The 24,505-nt window shown below is 33.4% G+C and carries 24 protein-coding genes, 5 tRNA genes and 1 rRNA gene; 4 read left to right on the top strand and 26 right to left on the bottom strand.

All coding sequences use genetic code 11. The annotated features are described in order from the left end of the window. Nucleotides 1-275: 275 nt before the first annotated feature. Genes J6Y29_02395 through J6Y29_02360 form a run of 8 tightly spaced genes read right to left on the bottom strand, consistent with a single transcriptional unit; the run spans nucleotide 276 to nucleotide 6,710 of the window. Nucleotides 276-422, bottom strand: coding sequence for a hypothetical protein (locus tag J6Y29_02395; GenBank protein ID MBP5426731.1), 147 nt, complete (start codon nucleotides 420-422; stop codon nucleotides 276-278). Next, entirely contained in the window at nucleotides 419-808 is a 390-nt protein-coding gene (locus tag J6Y29_02390) for a hypothetical protein (protein MBP5426730.1), read from the bottom strand. Before J6Y29_02390 ends, J6Y29_02395 begins: the two co-directional genes overlap by 4 nt. Continuing rightward, entirely contained in the window at nucleotides 805-1,113 is a 309-nt protein-coding gene (locus tag J6Y29_02385) for a hypothetical protein (protein ID MBP5426729.1), read from the bottom strand. The genes J6Y29_02390 and J6Y29_02385 overlap by 4 nt, the downstream gene beginning before the upstream one ends. A 59-nt stretch (nucleotides 1,114-1,172) precedes the next feature. Further along, nucleotides 1,173-1,613 carry an ATPase gene (locus J6Y29_02380; GenBank protein ID MBP5426728.1) on the bottom strand — a complete coding sequence of 147 codons (441 nt, stop codon included), beginning with the start codon at nucleotides 1,611-1,613 and terminating at the stop codon, nucleotides 1,173-1,175. A 7-nt stretch (nucleotides 1,614-1,620) separates the two neighbouring features. Beyond that, nucleotides 1,621-2,184 carry a 16S rRNA (guanine(966)-N(2))-methyltransferase RsmD gene (rsmD, locus tag J6Y29_02375; GenBank protein ID MBP5426727.1) on the bottom strand — a complete coding sequence of 188 codons (564 nt, stop codon included), beginning with the start codon at nucleotides 2,182-2,184 and terminating at the stop codon, nucleotides 1,621-1,623. A gap of 14 nt (nucleotides 2,185-2,198) precedes the next feature. Beyond that, nucleotides 2,199-4,265, bottom strand: a complete 2,067-nt coding sequence (gene recG / locus J6Y29_02370) for an ATP-dependent DNA helicase RecG (protein MBP5426726.1) — start codon at nucleotides 4,263-4,265, stop codon at nucleotides 2,199-2,201. Nucleotides 4,266-4,272: 7 nt separating this feature from the next. Further along, the gene (locus J6Y29_02365) at nucleotides 4,273-5,445 is read right to left on the bottom strand and encodes a phosphopentomutase (GenBank protein ID MBP5426725.1); all 1,173 of its coding nucleotides are present in this window, start codon (nucleotides 5,443-5,445) and stop codon (nucleotides 4,273-4,275) included. Between the two features lie 29 nt (nucleotides 5,446-5,474). Then, a complete protein-coding gene (locus J6Y29_02360) occupies nucleotides 5,475-6,710 on the bottom strand; it encodes an MFS transporter (GenBank protein ID MBP5426724.1) in 1,236 nt (411 codons plus the stop codon). 543 nt (nucleotides 6,711-7,253) lie between these two features. On the opposite strand from J6Y29_02360, the gene rho reads away from it, so the two are divergent. The 3 genes from rho (at nucleotide 7,254) to J6Y29_02345 (ending at nucleotide 11,173) form a co-directional block, all read left to right on the top strand. Continuing rightward, nucleotides 7,254-8,741 carry a transcription termination factor Rho gene (gene rho, locus J6Y29_02355; GenBank protein ID MBP5426723.1) on the top strand — a complete coding sequence of 496 codons (1,488 nt, stop codon included), beginning with the start codon at nucleotides 7,254-7,256 and terminating at the stop codon, nucleotides 8,739-8,741. 122 nt (nucleotides 8,742-8,863) lie between these two features. Next, on the top strand, nucleotides 8,864-11,065 hold the full coding sequence (glgB, locus tag J6Y29_02350; protein MBP5426722.1) for a 1,4-alpha-glucan branching protein GlgB: 2,202 nt from the start codon (nucleotides 8,864-8,866) through the stop codon (nucleotides 11,063-11,065). A gap of 33 nt (nucleotides 11,066-11,098) precedes the next feature. Beyond that, nucleotides 11,099-11,173 (top strand) — tRNA-Arg (locus J6Y29_02345). Nucleotides 11,174-11,180: 7 nt separating this feature from the next. On the opposite strand, the gene J6Y29_02340 is transcribed toward J6Y29_02345, so the two are convergent. Both J6Y29_02340 and J6Y29_02335 read right to left on the bottom strand, forming a co-directional pair. Beyond that, complete coding sequence (locus J6Y29_02340) at nucleotides 11,181-11,690, bottom strand: spore maturation protein (GenBank protein MBP5426721.1); 510 nt, start codon at nucleotides 11,688-11,690, stop codon at nucleotides 11,181-11,183. 6 nt (nucleotides 11,691-11,696) lie between these two features. Then, nucleotides 11,697-12,251, bottom strand: a complete 555-nt coding sequence (locus J6Y29_02335; GenBank protein MBP5426720.1) for a nucleoside recognition protein — start codon at nucleotides 12,249-12,251, stop codon at nucleotides 11,697-11,699. Between the two features lie 432 nt (nucleotides 12,252-12,683). Between J6Y29_02335 and J6Y29_02330 the strand changes: the two genes are divergently transcribed. After that, nucleotides 12,684-12,932: an AbrB/MazE/SpoVT family DNA-binding domain-containing protein gene (locus tag J6Y29_02330; protein MBP5426719.1), complete on the top strand. Its 249-nt coding sequence runs from the start codon at nucleotides 12,684-12,686 to the stop codon at nucleotides 12,930-12,932. 294 nt (nucleotides 12,933-13,226) lie between these two features. Here J6Y29_02330 and J6Y29_02325 read toward each other — a convergent pair. From J6Y29_02325 to J6Y29_02250, 16 genes are all read right to left on the bottom strand, one after another. Continuing rightward, nucleotides 13,227-13,318, bottom strand: a tRNA-Ser gene (locus J6Y29_02325). Between the two features lie 299 nt (nucleotides 13,319-13,617). After that, nucleotides 13,618-13,899 carry a 30S ribosomal protein S18 gene (locus tag J6Y29_02320; GenBank protein ID MBP5426718.1) on the bottom strand — a complete coding sequence of 94 codons (282 nt, stop codon included), beginning with the start codon at nucleotides 13,897-13,899 and terminating at the stop codon, nucleotides 13,618-13,620. A gap of 49 nt (nucleotides 13,900-13,948) precedes the next feature. Further along, nucleotides 13,949-14,386 (bottom strand): single-stranded DNA-binding protein, encoded by a 438-nt coding sequence (locus tag J6Y29_02315; GenBank protein MBP5426717.1) that lies wholly within the window; start codon nucleotides 14,384-14,386, stop codon nucleotides 13,949-13,951. A 9-nt stretch (nucleotides 14,387-14,395) separates the two neighbouring features. Next, nucleotides 14,396-14,683, bottom strand: coding sequence for a 30S ribosomal protein S6 (gene rpsF, locus J6Y29_02310; GenBank protein MBP5426716.1), 288 nt, complete (start codon nucleotides 14,681-14,683; stop codon nucleotides 14,396-14,398). A 527-nt stretch (nucleotides 14,684-15,210) separates the two neighbouring features. Beyond that, the gene (locus tag J6Y29_02305; GenBank protein ID MBP5426715.1) at nucleotides 15,211-15,801 is read right to left on the bottom strand and encodes a hypothetical protein; all 591 of its coding nucleotides are present in this window, start codon (nucleotides 15,799-15,801) and stop codon (nucleotides 15,211-15,213) included. A 116-nt stretch (nucleotides 15,802-15,917) separates the two neighbouring features. Beyond that, nucleotides 15,918-16,637, bottom strand: a complete 720-nt coding sequence (locus tag J6Y29_02300; protein ID MBP5426714.1) for an ankyrin repeat domain-containing protein — start codon at nucleotides 16,635-16,637, stop codon at nucleotides 15,918-15,920. A 49-nt stretch (nucleotides 16,638-16,686) separates the two neighbouring features. Further along, on the bottom strand, nucleotides 16,687-19,290 hold the full coding sequence (locus tag J6Y29_02295; GenBank protein MBP5426713.1) for an ankyrin repeat domain-containing protein: 2,604 nt from the start codon (nucleotides 19,288-19,290) through the stop codon (nucleotides 16,687-16,689). 153 nt (nucleotides 19,291-19,443) lie between these two features. Next, nucleotides 19,444-20,220: a metal ABC transporter permease gene (locus J6Y29_02290; GenBank protein ID MBP5426712.1), complete on the bottom strand. Its 777-nt coding sequence runs from the start codon at nucleotides 20,218-20,220 to the stop codon at nucleotides 19,444-19,446. A 33-nt stretch (nucleotides 20,221-20,253) separates the two neighbouring features. After that, entirely contained in the window at nucleotides 20,254-21,042 is a 789-nt protein-coding gene (locus J6Y29_02285) for an ABC transporter ATP-binding protein (protein MBP5426711.1), read from the bottom strand. A gap of 18 nt (nucleotides 21,043-21,060) precedes the next feature. After that, on the bottom strand, nucleotides 21,061-21,933 hold the full coding sequence (locus tag J6Y29_02280) for a zinc ABC transporter substrate-binding protein (GenBank protein MBP5426710.1): 873 nt from the start codon (nucleotides 21,931-21,933) through the stop codon (nucleotides 21,061-21,063). Nucleotides 21,934-22,074: 141 nt separating this feature from the next. Next, nucleotides 22,075-22,191 (bottom strand): 5S ribosomal RNA (rrf, locus tag J6Y29_02275). Between the two features lie 3 nt (nucleotides 22,192-22,194). Next, nucleotides 22,195-22,281, bottom strand: a tRNA-Leu gene (locus tag J6Y29_02270). A 174-nt stretch (nucleotides 22,282-22,455) separates the two neighbouring features. Further along, nucleotides 22,456-23,256 (bottom strand): mechanosensitive ion channel family protein, encoded by an 801-nt coding sequence (locus J6Y29_02265; GenBank protein ID MBP5426709.1) that lies wholly within the window; start codon nucleotides 23,254-23,256, stop codon nucleotides 22,456-22,458. Nucleotides 23,257-23,263: 7 nt separating this feature from the next. Beyond that, on the bottom strand, nucleotides 23,264-24,223 hold the full coding sequence (locus tag J6Y29_02260) for an alpha/beta hydrolase (protein ID MBP5426708.1): 960 nt from the start codon (nucleotides 24,221-24,223) through the stop codon (nucleotides 23,264-23,266). Nucleotides 24,224-24,301: 78 nt separating this feature from the next. Then, a tRNA-Cys gene (locus J6Y29_02255) sits at nucleotides 24,302-24,375 on the bottom strand. A gap of 7 nt (nucleotides 24,376-24,382) precedes the next feature. Continuing rightward, nucleotides 24,383-24,457, bottom strand: a tRNA-Gly gene (locus J6Y29_02250). Nucleotides 24,458-24,505: the final 48 nt, after the last annotated feature.

Genomic DNA, 24,505 nt, shown 5'->3' with positions numbered 1-24,505 from the left:
TAGAGCAGAGGACTGAAAATCCTCGTGTCGCTGGTTCGATTCCGGCTTTGGGCACCATTTTTTTGTCCGCATGATTTGTGGAATTTTGCTTGCGAAGTAGTTTATTATATGAAGTGGATTTTCGTACTTTGTGAATAAAAGACGCTTCCGTTATTATGACTCCTCTAAATAGTTTTTTTTAGTATTCCTCTTTTTTAAGAGGAATTTTTTTGCTAAAAGCTTTTTAATCCCACACTTTTAAAAAACACATCTTAAATACACTATCGCCAAATGTACTAATCCGGAAAAGCCTTCGTTTTAATAATCTCTTTTAGTAATTCTATCTCTTGTTCTAATTCTTTTATTTTGAAATTTTTTATATCTATAACTGCTATAAGTTCCTCTTTTGTCATCTCTTGTAGCTCTACCATAATTTTTTTCACCCTAACTCCCTTTGCATATACTCTAAATTTCTGATACTAGCGTACCAACCTAATGCCCCTTCATTAAATCTTACTCCCACTACACCAAATGCCTCATACTTTTTTAACCATGGCAAACAGACACTTGGTGTAATTTTTATAATATCTGCGTCCATTTCTTCTTCTCTCAAAAAATTTTTAGCCCGTCTTACATCAGTAAAACCAAACATCCACAATTTATCAGAAATCTTACCAATTATAGGTTTAGGATTGTCATCTGTTACTTTTTCAAACAACAAATACCAATTTTCCATCGCAATTGTAGCTTCTAATAATCTCTGAATTCCTAGTTCTCTATCTCCATGAATTCCTTGCCTACATAACTCATCAAAATCTATTCCTATCATAATCCCATGCCTTCCCTACCTAGTTCTTTTTGTATCAAGATTATAAGTTCTGCTATATACGAACCTATAAGCGGCAAATTAAGCGTCAACAAAAATCTTAAAAAATAAACTGCTAGTGCCGCAACTACTGTTAAGCCCACTATAGTTCCAAAACCCTTTGCTACCCCTCCGATAAAGTTAACCCATATAAGCTTTCTCGGATGCTCTAAATAAGAAACATATTCTGCAAGCTTCATTTTTTCCATTCTAAGTCCTAAATTATCAAGTTTTTTTTCTAATCTTAATAAAATTTTGCTTTCTGGAATCTCTTTTGCCTCATCCTTAATGTTGTTATTTTCCTCCATAAAAGACCTCTTCTCTCTTTCTAGTTTCTTAACTCCTCACGATTAGAATCTATTACGTTGATAGTATCTTTCAAAATATCCTGTATTTTTATTAGTATACCCTCTGCGTACTCTCTTGAACCAGTTCTTATCTCTTTTGCATTTCTTTGTGCATTTTCAACTATATCATTTGCTTGCTTATATGCCTTCTTTGTTATATCATGCTCTTTTATGTATATACCAACAGCTCTATCCACATTAGACAAAATCTCATCCGCTTTCTTTTGTGCGTCTTTTAAAATCATATCTTTTCTGTCTAATATTCTTTTTGCTTCTTTTAAGTCATTTGGGAGATTTGCCCTTACTTCATTTAAAAGCTCTAAAATCTCCTCCTTATCAACAAGATTTTTACCTGTTAAAGGCATTGTTGTGCTCTTTTGTATTACATCTTCTATTGTATCTAGTATTGAAAATATTTCCATACCGCCTTCACTCCTCTTCTTTAATATATTGGTAGAAACTTATAATTGTAATACCGTACTGCTTGCTCCTAGTCATTCTAAGCCTGCCAATTTGCATCGGTAATTCATCGTCTTTTGAATGTTCTACAATTATTATACCACTATCTTTTAGTATACCATTACTTTCTAAAAAAATTAAGACTTTTTGTGCAAATTTTTTATTATATGGTGGATCCATGAAAATTATGTCAAAGTGTGGGTTTCCCAATTCCGCTCTAGATACTATTTCTACCACGTCACCGTTTAATATAGTTGCTTTGTCAATTAATTTTGTATGATTTAAATTTTTTTTTATTATATCCACGCTACTTCTACTTTTATCCACAAAAACTGCATTTTTAGCACCTCTACTTAATGCCTCTATCCCTAATGCGCCCGATCCTGCAAACAAATCTAACACTGATGCATCATACATATAAGGTGCTATCATATTAAAAATTGCTCCTTTTACCTTATCCATTGTAGGTCTTGTTGTATCTCCTTTTAATGTTACAAGTTTATGTCCCTTTGCTTCTCCTGCTATAACCCTCACAAACCAAACCTCCTCTAATTCAATATGATTCCCTCATTTAATTTTCTTAAAAATCTTTTTTGTACTTCCTCCATAAGTTTTGGATACTTGTCCATTACACTACCTTGATCCATTATCTTTTGTGCCACAATTTGTGCTTTCTTCAAAATTTCTATGTCTTTATATATATCAGCTATTTTTAGGTCTGGCAATCCATGTTGACGTGTTCCAAAAAAATCACCTATACCTCGCAACTCTAAATCTTTTTGGGCTACTACAAATCCATCACTTGTTTCCTTCATTATATCCATTCTCTTTTTATTGTCACAACTCCCATTTTGTGTAATCAATACACAAAATGCTTCTTTATCTCCTCTTCCCACTCTGCCTCTTAGCTGATGTAATGTAGATAATCCAAATCTCTCCGCATTTTCTATAACCATTATGCTTGCATTCGGCACATTAACTCCTACCTCTATCACTGTAGTTGACACTAATATATCTATATCCCCATCTTTAAATCTTTGCATTATTTCACTTTTTTCATTAGCTCTCATTTTCCCGTGGATTAATGCTATACTTAAATCCCTAAAATCATGCTCCATCAACCTTTTTGAAAGTCCCTTAGCAGACTCTAAATCCTGCTTCTCCGAATCATCCACTAATGGACACACTATATATACTTGCCTTCCCTCTTTCACTTTCTCTCTTATGAAATTATTCATTCTCTCTCTCTTATCATCTGATATAACCAAAGTTTTAACTGTCTTTCTCTCTGGTGGCAACTCATCAATCAACGATATATCCAAATCTCCATATAATATTAGCGACAATGTTCGAGGAATAGGAGTAGCTGACATTGCCAACACATGCGGCGTACCTCCTTTTTTCCCCAATGTTGCTCTTTGTTGTACTCCAAACCTATGTTGTTCATCTGTTATAACTAATCCTACTTTATCAAACACTATATCTTCTTGCAAAATTGCATGCGTACCCACAACTATATCAACTTGTCCAACCATCACTCTATCTTGAATACGTCTCTTTTCCCTCTTCTTCATTCTTCCCACTACTAGTCCAACTTCAACCCCCAATGGTGAAAGCATGTTTGTTAATGTTTCATAATGCTGTTTTGCTAGAATTTCTGTAGGTGCAAGCATTATCCCCTGATATCCGTTTTTTACTACGTTTAACAATGCAATTATAGCAACTATCGTTTTTCCACATCCCACATCACCCTGAATTAGTCTATTCATCATCTTATCACTTTTCATATTACTAAGTACTTCTCTTATTGTTCGCTTCTGTGCATTGGTCAAATTAAATGGAAGATTAGTTATAAATTCCTTACACTCATCTTTTATATCCATCTTCATATCGTTATTCTTAATATCATTATCTCTTTTTATACTAAACAATGCCAGCTGTAATAAAAAAAATTCATCAAACACCAATCTTTTTCTAGCTTTCACAAAATATTCGCGAGTCTTTGGCATATGTATATTTTTTATAGCATAATCAATTGGTACAAGCCCTAATTCATCTCGCAAACTTTTGGGCATAAATTCCTCTACACTTGCTATCGATTTAGACAATACCTTTTCAACCGTACTTCGTATAACATTTTGCGACAACCCATATGTACTACTGTACACCGGCACTATACACGCTATATCGTTTAGCTTATTTTTTGAATATTCCGTAAACGACGGATTTTCAACTACAATCATCCCTCTCTTTTTCTCAACCTTACCATAAAAAACAAATGTCTTCCCCACGAAAAATACATTCCTTATATAGTGTTGATTAAAAAAAACTAAAGTTATTTGAGATGTATTATCCTTAACTTTCACTTTATACAATGCCATTTTTCTAATGCGAACATCACGTTCAAAAGACGACACCGTTCCTATAAAGGAACAATTGTCGCCCTCAATTAAATCGGATATTTTTTTTATAACAGTTCTATCTTCGTATGCTCTAGGATAATATGTAATTAAATCACCAATATTTCTTATCCCCAACACTCTAAACTGTTTTAGCCGTATCGCACCTATACCTTTTATAATCTCTATGCTTTTATTTAATATGCTCTCACTCATAACATCTCTACCTTTGCTCTATTTCATGCAAAAAACTTTTGCCACCAAACGTTTCTTCTAATGACAAATACTCCGATATCGTTTCTGCCAAATCAATAAAACCTTCCCTTGTGCCTAAGTCTACCCAATTCTTAAATTTCTTTCCGCATACCAACAACGGAACATACTCTCGTGTGTGATCAGTTCCTTTGAATGTGGGATCACATCCATGATCTGCTGTAAAAATTAATAAATCCTCATCCTTTAGATTATTCAAGATTTCTGGTATTCTATTATCTAGCATTGTCAACGCATTAGCATAACCTTCCACGTCATTTCTATGCCCATATAACATATCAAAGTCAACCAAATTGGTAAATATTATTCCTTTAAAATCTTCTTTCATATAATCTATTGTCTTATCCACACCATCCATATTGTTTTTTGTGTGAACCGCATCTGTTATGCCTTTTTTATTGAATATATCCTGTATTTTCCCCACAGCTTTTACTCTATATCCCTTTTCGCTACACGCATCTAACACTGTTCTTTCTATTGGATTCAAAGAAAAATCATGTCTATTTGTTGTCCTTGTATAATTCCCGCTCGTCCCAACAAATGGCCTTGCTATTACTCTACCAACTGCATTTTCCCCATTCAACATCTTCCTTGCAATTCTACACATCTCATATAATCTGTCTAATGGTATTACTCCCTCGTGTGCCGCAATCTGGAATACACTGTCAGCAGATGTATACACTATTGGATATCCTGTTTTTACATGTTCATCTCCCAACTCGTTTATTATAACTGTACCCGATGTAGGATAATTACCTATAACTTTTGTCCCTATCGCCTTTTCAAATTCTTTTATTAAACTCTTTGGAAAACCATTAGGGTATGTAGGAAACGGTCTTTGTACTACAATTCCAGCCATCTCCCAATGTCCAGTCGTTGTATCTTTTCCTTTTGACTTCTCACGCATCCTTCCGTATGATGCATTAGGTTTATCCTCTTTCGAGTATCCCATCATACCATCTATATTGCCCAAGCCCAACTTTTGCATGTTGGGTAATCTAAAACCTGGTATCGCCTTTGCTATGTTTCCTAATGTATTGCTTCCTTCATCTCCATACTTATGTGCATCCGGCAAGGCTCCCATTCCTACACTATCCATCACTACAATAATTGCTCTTTTCATAAAAATTCCCTCCAAAAAATCATATATTATCACACTATAACCGCTTTTGTCTTTTTATATAAATACCACTCTATCAAAAGAAATGTTCCTATAACAACCGTTATTATAACACTACACGATATCAACGCAACCTTGGCACTGTATTTATCTATCATAATGCCACTAAATAAATTTCCTATAGGCGACGTCCCCGAAAAAGCTAACGTATATACACTCATCACCCTACCTCTAAACTCATCTTTTGCATTTAGCATAAGCATTGAGTTGGCATTGGTAAAAAATACGTTATTACAAAATCCTGTTAATACTAGCAAAACTGCCATCATCCAAAAGTTCGTCGCATAGCCAAGCATGGCAATCACGACTACTATCGTACTAAGACTTGATAATATAATACTAACTTTTGGCCCACTTCTTCCTAATTGGCTCATCACTATAGCACCTAAAAATGCACCTATACCCACACTAGACATCAAATTACCATATCCTTTTGAATCCATATGAAGCACATCTTTGGCTAACACTGGTATAAACACACTGTAATTTAACGCAAATATACCCATTATCACCACAAGGAAAATAACCACATAAAGCTCTTTCTTAGATAGGATATATTTTATTCCATCACCAACATCTTTTAGCACACCCAAAACGTTAATTTTGTCGTTCTTTTGACTTTTAGTCTTAACCTTAGTCAAAAATATAACTATTGGAATATATAATAAAGCTGTTATCAAAAAACAGTATCCCATACTCTTCTTTCGCATAAGTATCCCAGCAACAGCTGGTCCAACCATTCTAGCAACATTAAATATACCTGAATTTAACGCTACTGCATTGGTTAAATCTTTGCCACCGACAAACTCCATTACTATAGATTGTCTTGTTGGCATATCAAATGTATTCACTATACCAAGTAGTGCTGCAAACACTAGTATATGTCCATACTTTATATATCCACTAATTACTAAAGCACTCATCAAAAAAGCCAATATAGCCAAACTATATTGTGTAATTAACAAAACTTTTCTCTTTGAAAACTTGTCTATTATAACTCCCGCAAACACCGAAAATAATAACACCGGCGTAAATTGCATCGCACTTACTAGCCCCAAAAAAAATGGTGAGTCGGTAAGTTTATATACTAGCCACGACTGTGCTGTTGCTTGTATCCAAACACCAAGCAACGAAAAAATTTCTAGTATCCATAGCATCCTAAAATTCTTATGCATCAAACTAGGAAATTTTTGCTCTATAAACTCCATATCTTACCTCCCAAAATTAATTACCTTTCATACGCTATCTTTCATTATACCCACTTTAGCAAAAAATATCAACCTCGACTTTCTAGAAAAATCGTACTTTTGGTTGCAAATTTTCTTTTTTACTTGTATTTTATATATTCATTTGTTATAATACATCCATAGGCAAGAACCCTTTATTATGTAAGGTGTGTCTACCGTCAAAAAATTGTTATATTTCAATATTATTGACAAAATTTAAACTTATTGTTATAATATTCTTTGTGAGGTAGAATGTACACTAGATTCATACATATAAATATTTTGTTGGCAATATTTTTTAATTTTATGTTGCTTTTGTTGTTTGTGTGTTTTTTGATTTTCTAGTTGTTATAGATCTTGTCCTTCAATAAAGTCCTGTATGATGTTTAAATATACATTATTGTTCGATTGTTGTTTTTTTATGTAGTTTTATTAAATGTATCCCTTTAAAATGTTTTTAGTTTTGTATTAGGGCTTTATTATTTTTACAAATATAAAATACTTTAGTTATGAAGGCGGTGGCTTATGGAACCAATTAACCTTGAAAAGAAAACCACAGAGGATTTGCGATATATTGCAAAGATGTTGGGGCTTAAAAATATTTCAAGACTTAAGAAACAAGAATTAATCGAATTATTACAATCTGCTAACGCATCAAGTTCTATCGAACCCGATAAAGATCACAAAAAATCTCTTGATAAGGATCTTTCTAACGATTCGAAAAATGATGCTAGTACTTCTACAAAGAAAAGTAGTGATCCTTCACGATCACCCAAAAGATTCCCTTTTAAAAAGAATCAGCCTAACAATTTCGAAAATAAGGAGCAAACTCAAAAAGAATCTAGCTTTGATTGTTCTGAAAAAAAAGATTCTTTACAAAATCCAGCGACTGTTGAAGATAATGGTCCAGTCAGCGGAATACTAGAAGTTCTTCCAGATGGTTACGGCTTCTTACGAAGCTCTCATTTCTTTTCTGGACCCAGAGATGTGTATGTATCTCCATCTCAAATTAGAAGATTTTCTCTAAAAACTGGAGACAAAATAGAAGGAAAAAGTCGTGTTCCTAAAGAAGGTGAAAAATTTCAAGCTCTTTTATACATACAATCAATTAATGGAGATTCTCCTGAAGTTGCCTGCAAAAGAATTCCGTTCGAAAGGCTTACACCTATTTACCCAAATGAACGAATAAATTTAGAGACTGTGCCAAAAGAACTATCTACCAGGCTTATTGATATGATAGCTCCTATCGGTAAAGGGCAACGTGGAATGATTGTTTCTCCTCCTAAGGCAGGTAAAACAATTCTTTTAAAGAAAATAGCTAATGCTATTACAACTAACTATCCTGATGTAGAGTTAATTGTACTTTTAATTGATGAGAGGCCAGAGGAAGTAACTGATATGCAACGTTCAATAAAGGGTGAAGTCGTTTATTCTACTTTTGACGAGGTTCCTGAACACCACATAAAAGTAGCTGAAATCGTTTTAGATAGAGCACAACGCTTAGTAGAACACAAAAAAGATGTTGTAATATTATTAGACAGTATAACAAGGCTTGCTCGCGCATATAACCTTACTATTCCCCCTACTGGGCGAACATTATCTGGTGGTTTAGATCCAGGAGCTTTACACAAACCAAAAAGGTTTTTCGGCGCCGCGAGAAATATTGAATTTGGTGGAAGTCTCACTGTTTTAGCAACCGCTTTGATAGAGACAGGTAGTCGTATGGATGATGTTATTTTTGAAGAATTTAAGGGGACGGGTAATATGGAACTTCATCTGGACAGACGGTTGTCAGAAAAGAGAATTTTCCCTGCAATTGATATAAACAGATCTGGTACAAGACGTGAAGATCTTCTATTATCACAAAAAGAATTAGAGGGAATTTGGACTGTACGAAAAGCTATGAATAATATGGGTACATCCGAGGTTACTGAAATAATCGTCAATAAATTAATGCAAACAAAAAATAACGCTGAATTCATAAACAGCATAAACGTTGGCTTCGATAAATAATTGCACTAATATTTATTATAAGGAGAACGAAAATATTTTTGTTCTCCTTTTTTTAAAATATGTTATTTTTATCGCTAAATATGGCAAAATTATATATGACTATATTATATCGAGGTGAAAACATGGAACAATCTGCATCCATTTATGATGTGCATAAAATCGTAAACGCTTGTCACTCTGATCCTTTTAGTGTGCTGGGCATTCATGAGGTATCTTCTCCAGATGCTACAAAAAGATTATTCGCTATACGTTCTTTTATGCCCAACGCAAAAGATCTTTACGTTATAAAAGACAATAAACGCTATCTAATGGAAAAAATTCATCCTGATGGTTTTTTCGAGGTTTTTTTAACTGATACTGTTTTCTTTTCTTATAAATTTGAAATAACCGACTATAATGATTATACTTTTGATGTTGTTGATCCTTATTCTTTTTTACCTGTCATATCAGACTATGATTTATACTTATTTAACGAGGGTAACAATTATAAAATCTATGAAAAGTTAGGTGCTCATATTTGTACAATAAATAATGTCGTTGGTACCTTATTCGCTGTTTGGGCACCTTCCGCTAAAAATGTTAGTGTTGTTGGTTCTTTCAATCAATGGGACGGTCGCAGAAATCCTATGCGTTATCGCGGGAAAAGTGGTGTATGGGAATTATTTATACCCTATGTTACATCAGGCGAGTTGTATAAATTTGAAATACGAACTTCGGATAATCAATTATTGGTAAAATCTGATCCCTTCGCTAATTATTCTGAATTGCGGCCTAAGACAGCATCTATCGTTTACGATTTGGATAATTATAACTGGTCTGATGCATCATGGATATATGAACGTGATTCTAAAACAAATTTTAGAAAACCTATTTCTATATATGAAGTACATTTAGGATCTTGGCAAAAGCCTTATCCTAAATGTGATTCCTTCTTATCATATAGGGACCTTGCCGACAAATTGGTGTCTTATGTTAAAAATATGGGCTATACTCATATAGAATTGATGCCTATTAGCGAATATCCATTTGATGGATCTTGGGGATATCAAGTAACAGGATATTATTCTGTTACCAGCCGATATGGAACTCCTACTGATTTCAAATATTTTGTCGACGTGTGCCACAATAATAACATTGGTGTTATTTTAGACTGGGTTCCTGCACACTTTCCTAAAGATGAACACGGATTAGCTAAATTCGATGGATCTTGTTTATTTGAGCATTGCAATTCTAAACAAGGAGAACATCCTGACTGGGGAACTCTTATATTTAATTTTGGCAGACATGAGGTTAAAAATTTTTTAATAGCTAATGCTCTATTTTGGTTTGACAAATATCACATTGATGGGCTAAGAGTTGATGCCGTTGCATCAATGCTATATCTTGATTACGGCAAAAAAGATGGTGAATGGATTCCTAATAAATGGGGCGGGAAAGAAAATGTTGAAGCTATAGATTTTTTACGCCACCTAAATTCTATATGTTATAAATATTTCCCTGGCATAATGATGATGGCAGAAGAATCCACATCTTGGGCGATGGTTACAAAACCTACTGACGTTGGTGGATTAGGTTTTTCATATAAATGGAACATGGGATGGATGAATGATTTTTTGCAATATCTAAGTTTTGATCCTATATATAGAAAATATCACCATAATTTATTGACCTTTTCTATGGTTTATGCCTATTCAGAAAATTTTATCCTAGTCCTTTCTCATGATGAAGTCGTACACCAAAAAGGATCTATGATAAATAAGATGCCCGGTGATTATTGGCAAAAATTTGCAGGGCTTAGAGCTTGCTATGGCTTTATGTTTTGTCACCCAGGCAAAAAATTGCTGTTCATGGGAAATGATTTTGCACAATTCGATGAGTGGAATTATACTAAAAGCTTAGATTGGCATTTACTAAAGTTTGAATACCATAATAAAATTAATGCATACATTAAAGATCTAAACTTTTTATACCGCTCACAAAAGTCTCTTCATGAAGTAGATTTCACTTATGATGGATTTGAATGGATAGACTGCAATGACAATAATCACAGCGTAATTTGTTTCATCAGGAAAGCGCTTGACTGTAATGATTTCCTAATTATTATTTGCAATTTCACTCCAATGGTGTATAATGATTATAGAATTGGTCTACCAAAGTCTGGTCACTATCATGAAATATTTTGTAGTGATGACGATAAGTACGGTGGTAGCGGGGTTTGTCATCCTGATGGTATTTGGGCCGAGGATGTTTGCTTTCACAACAGACCATTTTCAGCAAAACTTTCTGTGCCACCACTTGCTATATCGATTTTTAAACCAGACTGATAGGCATAAAGCCTATCGCAAGTTTTGGTGTTAGCCCTAATGGTCTAATGGATATGACAATAGATTCCGGTTCTATTAATGCGGGTTCGATTCCTGCTTAGGGCACCAGCTTTTTTTATTTTAAGAAAAAAATTTTACAACATCTGATTGCTATCAATACACTTATTAATTCTACTGTTATCGCAACTAATAACGTGTATTTTATTTTTTTTATACCAATACTACCTAGATATATAGATAATGTATATAATATTGTTTCTGTTGATCCCATCAACACTGATGAAACTTTTCCTATAAAAGAATCTACTCCATACTCTTTCATCAGCTCGGATACCATTGCAAGTGATGCACTACCTGAAACTGGTCTTAACAATACTAATGGCAAAATTTCTTTTGGTATATTAAATATCTTAGATATGGGTTTTAAAAAAGAGATTATCCCGTCCATTGCTCCCGATATTCTGAATACATCTATCGCAACAATTAGCCCCAAAAGTGAAGGAAAAATGTTAAATACTGTATTAGCTCCAAATTTTACCCCTTTTATAAATTCGTTAAATATATCCACTTTCTTATATAGGGCTATAACTATAATTAGCACTATTATAATTGGTATCGCCAACATTTTATATCACCTCCATAATTTATTCATTAACCTTGTTAATACCACTGCAAAAAACACGGCAACTATAGATACTATCCATACAACATACACTATATCTGATGGATTTTTCGCTCCCATTGATGATCTTATTGATATCATTGTTGACGGAATAAGCTGAAAACCAACACTATTTAGTATCAAAAACATTGACATAGCATAACTACATTCATTTTTATTTGTATTTATATCTTGTAATTCTTTCATTGCTTTTATCCCAAATGGAGTCGCCGCATTGCCTAAACCCAAAAAATTTGCTGTTAAATTCATAACTATACTTTTCCTTGCATTATGATCTTTGGGAATACTAGGAAAAAGAAAATTTATCACAGGTTCTAACATCCGCGATAAATTTTTTAATATGTCACTCTTCTCTGCTATATTTATAATCCCAGACCATAAACTGATCGCTCCCAATAATGCAACGCTTAGGTTTACTGCATTTTTACTACTATCAAAAATAGTATTTGTAATTTGATCTAATCTTCCATTAATAAATCCCAAAAAAATCCCTGTTAATAACATCCCAGCCCAAATAAAATTTAACATTTTTCTCACCTTTTGCCTTATATCTTGGAAATATATATGCCAAAGATTAGCCTCCAATGCCTATTTCGACATACTTTTAAAAAAAATTGCAACTTATTACAAAAATTTGAAAGAAATATTGACAATCTCCATTTTTTAGTGTATTCTGTTAATATAGCTTTTGACGAATTTCTATTCATTTTGAAATATGTTAGAATGAGTAGTCGAAAATGCAGTTATCATTGCGATCTGTAGTGTCGCTTAGTTTTGTGATTATTGTGTATTAAAGCAAAAGCTCTTGCTTCTGAAGAAACGTTTGGTTTTAAAGAAGTATACTAAAAAAATAGAAAGGTCTTAAACTACTACAGAAGTTTATTATCTTTTCGGAAAGGATAGAGCTGTTGGTAGGACAACAGCGAGGGTAGAGTTATGAAGTCAACAGGTATCGTTCGCAAAGTCGATGAATTGGGTAGAGTTGTTTTGCCTATCGAATTGAGGAGAACTCTAGACATAGCAGAGAGAGATGCCCTTGAGATTTTCATTGATGGAAATAACATCATTTTGAAAAAATATGAGCCTGCATGTATTTTCTGTGGAAACGCAAAGGATGTTTCTGTATTTAAAGGTAGAAATATATGTCCTGACTGCATAAGAGCAATCATAGACGGCAATGTGTAAGAGTTTTTCATGTAGTATTCAGTAGGAGAAAACTTTATTTTAGTTTTTCTCCCACTTTTTTTTTACCTATTTTATCTCTCTTCCAAAAATCAATTACCCCAACCCTAAATGATCGTGGCTTCAACCGAATTAATTTTTGTGACATATTCTAAAAAAGAATTAGATCAGAATTTTTACTATTTGTATTGTAAAACCTTCCTACCTATACTTAAGATCTATTTATTACCAAAAAAGATACACCTTTCAATGCTACAATCAAAAGTAACACTAAAAGGTGTATCCCAATATACTCTATGGCGGAGAGAGAGGGATTCGAACCCTCGGAACGGTATTAGCGTTCACACGATTTCCAATCGTGCGCCTTAGGCCAGCTCAGCCACCTCTCCTTATACTATCAACAACAAAAACTTTCTTAACACCATTAGCCAACTCACACTACGGCACTATCAATACACAGCACCCGTCGATAATACTATCAAAATTTCCCCTAAAAGTCAATACTATACACCAAAGATTTTTACTTTACCATCTTAAGTTATAGCTTAACAAAACGCTTCATTCTAACTATTGCTACCCATAAAAACCCCATAGCCATAATCAAATCCCTTTAATCTAAATTCGTCCTCCCAACCTCTATTGCTTTAAACGCTTGCAGAAGTGAGAGAACATATTAAAATTTAGATTATTACTCAACTACATACGCTAAAAGCGCAATTTGTCTTGCTCTTTTTATAGCTAAAGTTAATTGACGTTGATGTTTTGCACAACATCCTGTTATTCTTCTTGGAAGTATTTTCCCTCTCTCTGATACAAACTTCTTTAGTTTAGCTATATCTTTATAATCTATGTAATCAACTTTATCTGAACAAAAAGGACAAACCTTTTTTCTAGTCTTCTTTATCCTAATGCCGCCTTTTGCATCACTTTTATCGTAATCCTTACTCTTCTCTTTTTTCGCATTCTGCATCTCTTTCACTCCCCTCCATTTCAAAACTCAAATACTAAAAACCCAAGATCTAGAATGGCAAATCATCATCTTCCTCATCCATGGCATAAAAACCATCATTTTGCGATTTCGCTTCATCCTTGCCTTCTACATTCTCATTATTATCAAATAACTCTGCTCCATCAGCTCTTCTTCCCTCAGCAAAATATGCTTCTTCACCTATCACTTCAGTCACATAATGCTTTCTTCCTTCTTGATCAGTCCAGTTTCTTGTCTCTACTCTACCTACAATCGCAACTTGCTGACCTTTTTTAAAATACTTTGAACAAAACTCTGCAGTTTTTGTCCAAGTCACAATAGGTAAAAAGTCTGCTCTTACTTCATCTGTGGGTCTAGAAAATCTTCTATTCACCGCTAGCGTAAATTTACAAACAGCTGTATTTGTGTTGGTAGTATAACTAAGTTCTGGATCTTTCGTTAACCTTCCCATCAAAATAATCTTGTTCATCTCTTCACCCTACCTGTCTTTTTTAACTACTATAAATTTTATAACTTCTTCACTTATTTTGTACACTCTCTCCAACTCCTGTGGGAACGTAGGTTCTGCCTCAAAAGTTGAATATATGTAATATCCTTCTGTATTATCTCCAACTGAATAAGCTAATTTTTTATTACCCCACTCATCAAAGACCCCTAAAGTTGCATTTTTCTCTATAAAACTTTTAAACTTCTCTACAACTTCTTTTGTACCTTCTTCTCCTAATGTAGGAAGAAGAACAAATATAGTTTCATAATTTCTTTTCATAACATCTCACCTCCTCTTGGTCTCAAAGGCCCTATAATATCATATAGAGCAAGGAAAACATCTCTCTCGTTTTCTCATGACCTATGTAGTATATCACTTAACCTAAAAGTTTGCAAGTTAATTTTATACTTTTTTTGTCTTCCTCGCAATATTCTCCCCTATTTACTCCTCACCATTTTCTCTTTTACATTCTGAACAAAACTTTAAAAAGAATCTTTTTTCCGTCTCTTCTAACTTGTATTTTAGAAATATAACAAACACTCTCCATCTATTATCACATACTGATTTGCCCAAATTCAAAACTTTTGACATTGCTTTTATATTTAGTAAACCCTCACACGACCAAAGGCACGCGTATGCGCTGTTATTGAATCAATTTGCGACTTTCCAGTGTTGCCTTAACCCATTTTCTTCTTATACCTATTTCTCAAACTTTTTTATACTATCTTGGATAATTTTCTTCTTGCCCCTCACATTTCTGGCGACTCCTCCCATCACCCACAAAGGTGAGGGGATTTTCACCAATTTTAAGATATATGTTCTGCTTTCTTAAGCCTTCCTTGATAGGTCTCTTTTAAATAACTCTCTCCTAATGGAGCATATACTTCTATTTCTTCAGCAATTGATCCATTATTTCGAAGCATCACAACTTTAAACTTCATAAATTTCTGGCACAATGACAATCTATAATACCCTGAAGGTTCATCCTTTAATATTTTTCCTGGATATTTCGCTGCACTGAAAAAATTAGGCTGTATATATGTACCTTCTCCTATATATCTCAACACCTCTCTTGAGGCCCATGATTTATCCTTTCCAGTTAAATGTATATTATATATCCTTGTGTACTCTCCTGGATATTTCACATCATTATAAAAATCTAATTTAGTTTCTATACCTTTTATATGCTTTAGCGTAGGTGAGGCTACAACCAACTCCCTCTCATGCAAAACACTATCTTTATATAACTTACATGTGTACGCCGGAATTTTAATATTATTCTTCCTTGTGAATGTATATCCTGTGTACAAGTACTCTGCCGATACGGGAGACGCACAGCAAAATAATATACTACATACTACAATCAGTGATAAAATAACTTTTCTTATATTTTTCATTTTAAAATACCCCCATTTTTCTTCTTTATTTTACAGTATATGTCATTTATCTCTTTTGAAAGTATATAGTATATAATTTGACTTGTCAATACTTTTTTTCATTTTTCTTCTTTATTTTACATTTTCTTGGTGTGGATTTGTCTCCTTTTCTTATCAGGCAATTCTTCTTGTTTTATATTACTAAGCCTTTTAGGTCGCCTTTCCTTTTCTTCTTCTTCTATTTTTATTTTTATATCTTTTAAATTCTCAATTTCATATAATATTTTTTCTATATCTGGTTCTTTTACTGCATCTTGCAACTTACTAATTTCTATTTTTTTAGCAAGATCTAATGCTGTCTCTTCATAATCATTTTTTTCATCTAAGTTAACATTATATTTTAATAATTCTCTTACACATTCTAAATCTATGTTTTTAACAGCATGCATAAGTGATGTCCATCCATTAAGAGCCTTCTCATTAACTCTAGCTCCATGTAGTACCAACTTTCCTATTACACTAATTCTTCCTTTATTAACTGCGTGTATAAGCGGTGTCCATCCACCTTGATCCTTTGCATTCACATCTGCTCCTTTAATCAAAAGTTTATCTATCACTTCGTCAGGTGCTCCGCTAATAATGGCATACATAAGTGGTGTCCAATCAAACTTAATTTTTACATTAACATCTGCTCCAGTTTCTATCAATTCTTCTATAACATCAATTGACGCTTCTCCAACAATCGCATACACAAGCGGCGTCCATCCATCTTTTTCATTTATTTTATTAACGTCTGCCCCTTTTTCTACCCAATTTTTCACTTCTTCTGCTGATGCTTTTCTTAAAAAACTCCACATCTTTCATTACCTCTCTTTCTGTCTTTTAACATCTTTAAGTTACATCTTTCTACTTATTCTTTTCAAATTTTCTTCTCTTCTTTGGCAATTCCTCCTTCGGTACATTAATTAATTGTCTTTGCCTCTCCTCTAGCATATTTACTATTTCCACCTTACCTTCCTTTCTTGCTATATCCAAAGCAGTTTCCCCTTCATTATTTTTTTCATTAATCAAAACCTTCTTCTTCAATAACAATTCTACAAATTTTGCATTATATCCACAAACAGCATACATTAAAACTGTTGTTCCCTCTTTATTCTTGGCATTAACATCTGCCCCTTTATCTATCAATAAATTTACAACTTCCAAAGATGTACTACTAGAAACTGCACACATAAGTAAAGTTTCACCTTCATCATATTCCGCATTCACGTTTGCGCCTTTGTCTATTAACGCTTTTATAACTTCAATCGAAGCTTTGCAAACAACTGCATATATAATTGGCGTAATATTACCGTTATCATTTTCATTCACATTTGCACCTTTATCTATTAAATTCAATATCAACTCATCAGATAGTTTATTTAAAATAGCATATACAAGCGGAGTTATCCCTTTTTCATCTTTTGTATTTACATCCGCTCCTCTATCTAACAACAATTTTATCACTTTATCATCTGCTCTATTTCTTATTGCATACAAAAACGCGTTCATTCCTGTTTTATCTTTGGAATTAACGTCTGCTCCTTTATCTAATAATAATTTTATTATATCAACAGGAAACTTGATACTAACAGCATAAATTAAGGCATCTCCTCCGTAAATATCCTTTATATCCACCCTCGCCCCTTTATCTAATAATAACTTTATTACATCAATAGACCTTCTTGAATTCAATGCAAGCACAAGTGGCGTACGTTTCAAAAATTCAACATCATTTACATTTGCTCCTTCTTCCAGTAAAAATTCTATCACATCAAGAGACTCTCTTCTGCAAATCGCATGAATTAACGAAGTCCAGCCCCTTCTGTCCTTTTCATTTACATTTGAACCTGCTTTTACTAATAATTTTACTACATCTAATGGTGCCCCCTTATTGATGGCATAAGTAAGTAAAGTCCCTCCATTTTCCATTTTTCTTTTCAGATCTTCTTTTTCCATATAATCTAACCAAAATCTTACTATCTCTAAATCCTTATATCCATAACACCAAGCAAAAAATATTCTACTCGTTTCCAATGCTACAGCAACAACCCTTTTCATATCTTTTTCCATCAACAAATGATATTTTTGGGTCTTAGCTATATAATTTATCACAATAGCCTTATTGGCATCAGCAAGTGCTTTTATTGTAGCACCACTTAATACATCATAATTTTTAAAATTTATAACTGCATTTATTATGAAAGATATTTTTTCACTGTTATTGATATTTTCCAAGACAAATCTATTTAATTCCTCAACTTCTTCATCTAGTTTTACGTCGTGTATAACTCTTTCCATATCAGTTATGCTTTTTTTCACTATTTCACACTTATTGAATTTTACAAAGCCACAGCTTTCTATTATCTCTTTAATTGCAACATATCTTAACTTGTAATCTTTAGTCATGACATACGTAATTAAAAAATCAGTGACATCTCCCACTTCTCCTTCTAAATTATTTGTTTTTATGTACTTACTAGCCCAATCTGCTAAATTTGCATAGACCGCTCCATTTTTCATTAATTCATCATACAAAAGTTGATACACCCTATCATATATGATTTCATGAATATTGCATTTACTTACAAAGTTTAGAATTTTCTCTCTTAAGTCTTCTCTTTTCTCTTCTCCCCAAAATAAGTCTTCTACATTTATGTCAACCAAATTTAAACCGTAGCTTTCATTTAAGACACTTTTACAAAACTCTAAATAATGTACTTCCTCCCCTAAATAGTGTGCTTGCGTACTCAGAAATTGATAGCTTATATGTTCCACAACAGTTTTTCGTGCTACATAAAACAGCTTTTTCAATAATTTTTTTAATTCATCATTTTCAGTATCTACTCTAATGATACCTTCAAATTTTTTTGAAATATCATCACCAAAATGAGTTAACATCAACATAAGTGTACTCTTCCACCCTGTTGAACATACGTTACTTGCTGCTGCTATCATGTTTAAGTTTTGTTGTATTATGTGTGGATCTAAACTCGATTTTTGTAAAATTTCTGCTATAATTCTATATCCCTTTAACATCTTAGAATAATCTTTATCTATAACTTCATCACTAGCCCTAGCATTACTTATATTTTTTTCTCTATCCACTAGTTTTTTGACCAAGTTTGCTATTTCCGTTTTTATCGTTTTAGCGTCCTTATTCTCAAGTATTAAAAAATTTTGCACTTCCTTTATAGTCTCTTCTGTAGCATTATCTAACTCTTTTGGACTATACATTTTAGTTTTTCTTAGATACTCCTTAACATAATCCTTATCCAAAATCTTATCCTGCAATTCACACAACATATCCGATGTTTTAGCCAATTCTTCTTTTGTATAATCTATCACATCTATCTGCTCTAATACACACTGTACACCTGTACTTTTAAACGCTAAACTTGTTAACTCTACTTCCATCCTAGGTTCATCATCAAACCTTACTTTAAATCTATTTAATACATCTTTACCCATTTTACTATTCTCCCAAACTTTCCTTTATTACTTTTTTCTAAACTTAATATATTTTTTCATCGATTGCACCTACTCTTGCATGTAAACATCTATCTATTATCAAATATTCTACCTAATGCTTCCTGTCTTTTCAAGACTTTTTTATATTTTTTCTTATCTATTCTTGTCTTTCGTTAATGCAATTGTCAACAAAAGCAATGCAACACTTATCATAACTATTGTTCCTCCTGGCTTCAAATTAACATAAAAAGAAATAAAAATTCCTATCAACACTGACACTAATGCGTAAACTATGGCGTAAAGTAGGGTAGTTTTAAAACTTTTAGAAATTTTCATTGCCGCCGCCGCAGGAATAGTCATAAGTGATGAAATTACCAATGTGCCCACTGCTCTTGCTGATATAGCAATAGTTATTGCCGCAAGCAACATAAACACAAAATTCACAGCCCCAACCTTTACACCAGAAAGTCTAGCACCTTCTTCATCAAATGTTATGTAAAACAAATCCTTGTATAAAAATGTTATTACCAAAATAACTAACACACTAAGAGCAATTATCATATATAATTCAAAATCAGATATTGCTACTATACTTCCGAACAAGAAATTATTTAGCAGTGCATTGTCCTTTACAAAACCAGACAACACGCCTGCTAGACCTACTCCAGTTGACATTACTATGGAAATTGCCATCTCATTATAGTTTGAAAAATATTTTCGTATTCTCTCTATTGTTAACGCAGACAAAATTGAAAACAAAAAAGCACCTACTATCGGATTTATATTGGCCACTATCGCCATAGTAACTCCAGCTAGTGTATTATGCGATAGTGCATCTCCTATCATAGAATATCTCTTCAAAACAATCATAACTCCAATAATTGGTGCAATTATCGCTATCAACACTCCTACTAAAAATGCTCTGTTCATAAAACTATATTGAAAAATATCTAGCAATTTAAACTATCTCCTTTTATCAAAATTTTTAAATCTACAATTTTTACACGTGTGTTCATGCGCATGTATGTTTACTCCATAGCCATACAAATTCGACATTTCATCTTCAATTGAAGTTTCACCAATATTGTGCAATTTTAGCGTTCCATTCCCCATACATGCAATTTTGTTCGCATGCACTGTTATTGCACCAATATCATGTGTCACCATCATTATTGTAATATTCATATTTCTATTTAATTCAGCCAAAAGACAATACACTGCATTCTCTGACACTTGGTCTATTCCAACCATTGGCTCATCTAGAAACAAAATTTTAGGATTACTAACCAAAGCTCTAGCTATAAAAACGCGCTGTTGTTGTCCTCCAGACAAGCGGCCTATTAGATCATCTCTATGTTTCTTTAGCCCTACTATTTCCAATGCATTGTCTATTTTTTTTCTTTCTTCATCATTATACCCCTGGAACATATTTAATCTTCGATTTAGTGCTGCCCCCACAACCTCATACACCGTTGCAGGAAAATCCACATTAAATGAATTTGCCTTCTGTGATATGTATCCAATACTTCCTTCTCTTTGTATTTCCTCTACAGGCTTCCCTAAAACTTTTATAACCCCTGTATCCTTTTTATAAATTCCCAAGAGCAATTTAACCAACGTACTCTTACCTGATCCATTTGGCCCTATCATTCCAACATAATCACCTATGTTAACTTCTAAGTTAACATTATTTAATATATTTTTTTCTCCAAAACTAAAACTTAAATTTTTTACCTCAATTGCAAAATCCAATTTAAGTGACTCCCTTCTCTAACGCAACGCTAAAACAAGTTCATCTAAATTTCGTCGCATTATACCAAAATAATCTTGTCCATTCTTTATACCTTCTTCGCTCATATTTTCTAGTGTTTGTAGCCTAGAAATCTTTACTTTTGTCTCTTGCGATATGGTTCTCATAATTTTTTCATCCGCAGAGTTCTCCGCAAATATTGTACCAATATTTCTATCCCGCACAACTCTTATTATCTCCGATATTCTCTTAATAGATGGCTCTCCCTCGTTTGCTACCCCCTGCAACGCTATTTGCTCCAACCCATATCTATTACACATGTAGCCAAATGCAGCATGCATAACCACTACTTCTTTCTTTGTACATTCATATAACTTTTCAGTATATTCATTATCCAACTCAGAAATATTCTGGCTATACTTGCTATAATTTTTTCTATAATACTCTTCATTTTTACTATCAAGCCTTACAAGCGCATCACATATGTTTTTTAGCTCTATCTTTGCATTCATAGGATCTAACCAAACATGCGGATCACCTTCTATTAAATTCACCCCTTTAGACGCTTCTACTACTTCTATATTTTTTACTGATTTTCTTATCTTATCTAACCACGTCTCCATACCATTTCCATTACAAATTAACAAATTTGCCTTTTTTATTAAAACTAAATCCTTTGGATTAGGTTCCCAATCATGAGGTTCAACCCCATATGGTACAATATTTACTATTTCCACTTTGTCTCCACCTATTTTTTGTACAAAATCATACACTGTGCAAAAACTCGTGCATACCTTAATCTTGTTTGTTGTAAATTTTTTATCATTATTTACAACACACGCGCTAAGCATAACACAACTCAATACACACATAATAGATACAAATCTTTTCATAAATTTTCTACCTCAATCCCCTTTTAATTACTTTTGCAAATTTGTTTACACTATCTATCAACTGTGTTATCTTTTGCAAAGCCCCCTTAAACCAAAGAGTTGCCTAGACACATCTAGACAACCCCCTTTTTCAAAACTTATGTTTGGCAACTACCTATTTTCCCAGAGCGTCTCCACTCAAGTATTGTCGGCGGTTTGAAGCTTAACTTCCGTGTTCGGAATGGGAACGGGTGTGCCCTTCACCCAATTATCACCAAACGATGGTGCCGAAGGTCGGACTCGAACCGACATGGTATCGCTACCGCTGGATTTTGAGTCCAGTGCGTCTGCCAATTTCACCACTTCGGCATACCTCAATCACCTGCAAGAAAGATTGTATACCAAAATCTATGGTTTGTCAACCCCTCATTTTATTTTTTTTGCTTCATACCAAGCCATCAAAATTTAAGCTAAATACGCCACTATGGTAAAAGGAGAATCTTAACAAAATCACTTTTGGTCCTCTCCTTTTAATATCCTTCATTAACTCTTTATTTTTACTTCTAATTGATTGTATGGCATTGATATACCATCCTCATCAAACTTTTTCTTTATTCCCTCTAATAAATCATGGTAAACATCATTAAAATATTCATTCTTAGCCCATACTTTCACTATATAACTAATACCGCTATCTTTATATTCTTTCACCCTAACAAAAACTGGTTTCTCTTGCAAAACCATATTATTTTTTCTAATAACATAATTTATAGATGATTTAACCTTTTCAATATCATCATCATATGATGCTGTTACCTCAAGATCTACTCTTCTATCATCTTTTACTGTATAATTTGATATCCTAGCAGTTGCAACCTGCGAATTTGGTATTGATACTATTTCGTTATCGCCTGAATTTATTTTGGTATGTACAAAATCTATATCAATAACAACACCTTTTGCACCACCAATTTCAACGAAATCTCCTACAACAAAAGGTTTAGTTATTAATGTAGTTATCCCACCAGCAACATTAGACAATAAACCTTGAGATGCCAAAGAAAAACTTAAACCTAAAACACTAAACAGTGCTACAAACGATTTTATTCCTATGTTTAATTTTTCACTTATAACCAAAGCAGCCAAAAAATATAATCCTATTTTTATTGTTGTCTTTATAAATGTATGTAAGCTTCTTTCTATTCGTGATTTTTTTAAACACCTGTCAACAAGCTTCAATATCATTTTTATAAGTGTTAAACAAACTAATGTCAACAATACCACAGATATAATTGTCGTAAATGGTATTTCCTTAATCTTAAATTTTTCTAATAAACTATTCATCTTACTATCAATCCCTTCCATACTTGTTAATAAAACTTAATAAAGTATCTACATATTTTTCTCTTTCTATGTAGAACCCCTTTATGTGCTCACTTTTTTCTAACATTACCTTTTCCTTATTATTGTGTTTTATTCCATCGAAGACTTCATCTGCCATATAATAAGGACACGTCCTATCAAATTTGGCTTCATAAATTAATGTAGGTATGTCGCTGTTTTCAATAGCTTTTGCTATATCAACATCATCAAAAGAAAATTTTAAATATTTTTCATTAGCAATACTGGAAATTTTTATCAACAAATCAATTCCTAACTTCTTGTATCCCTGTCTTATGGCTGTATTTCTTATTATTGATCTCATATTATTATAAGGACAGTCTAAAATAACAAAATCAACATTTTTCTTTGCATGATCTGTTCCAGAATAAAATCCCACGGTTGCGGCACCCATCGACTGACCCAATAATCCTATAGCATTCTTTTTTTTCATCTTCTTCTTTACATAATCGATAACATCCATAAGATCATCCTTCTCATAATAGCCAAAAGTTACTACCCCCGCCGTATTCTCCCCATGCGAACGTTGATCATATAATACCACATTTATATTATTATCTAACAACGTCTTTGCTATGGGATACATAGACTCTAAACTCATACTGTGTCCATGTACCAGCACCACAGTCAAATTATCATATCCCTTGTCACTAATCATGTACTCTACTGGTATAACATGTCCATACCTCGACTTTAGAAATACTTTCTTTTTCTTTTCTCTCAAACCACGCAAAATCTGCTCTGTGCTTATTCCATTCTTTTTAAGAAAACTCTCGCCATTGCTCTTGGTCTTTTCTGTATCTACTAATAACACTTTTCTCAACGCGTATACTGAACCACCGAAAAACACCAACACTACTAAAAGCAACACACAAACTATTGTTAAAACGCTTTTCTTAATCCTCGACATAATCCACTACTCTCCCCCCTCTACTAAATATCTACATTCACCAAAAGCGACATTCTCTAAAGAATGCCGCACATGCATTGGAGGCGCCACCCAGACTCGAACTGGGGATAAAGATTTTGCAGACCTCTGCCTTACCACTTGGCTATGGCGCCAGGACCCTGGAGCGGGTTACGAGACTCGAACTCGCGACTTTCACCTTGGCAAGGTGACACTCTACCACTGAGTTAAACCCGCCCATTTGGTGCCCAGAGCCGGAATCGAACCAGCGACACGAGGATTTTC

This window comes from Clostridiales bacterium, assembly GCA_017961515.1.
Classification (GTDB): domain Bacteria; phylum Bacillota; class Clostridia; order Acetivibrionales; family RGIG10202; genus RGIG10202.
The sequence above is the reverse complement of the archived record's forward strand: the minus strand, read 5'-3'. Positions and strand labels throughout refer to the sequence as shown.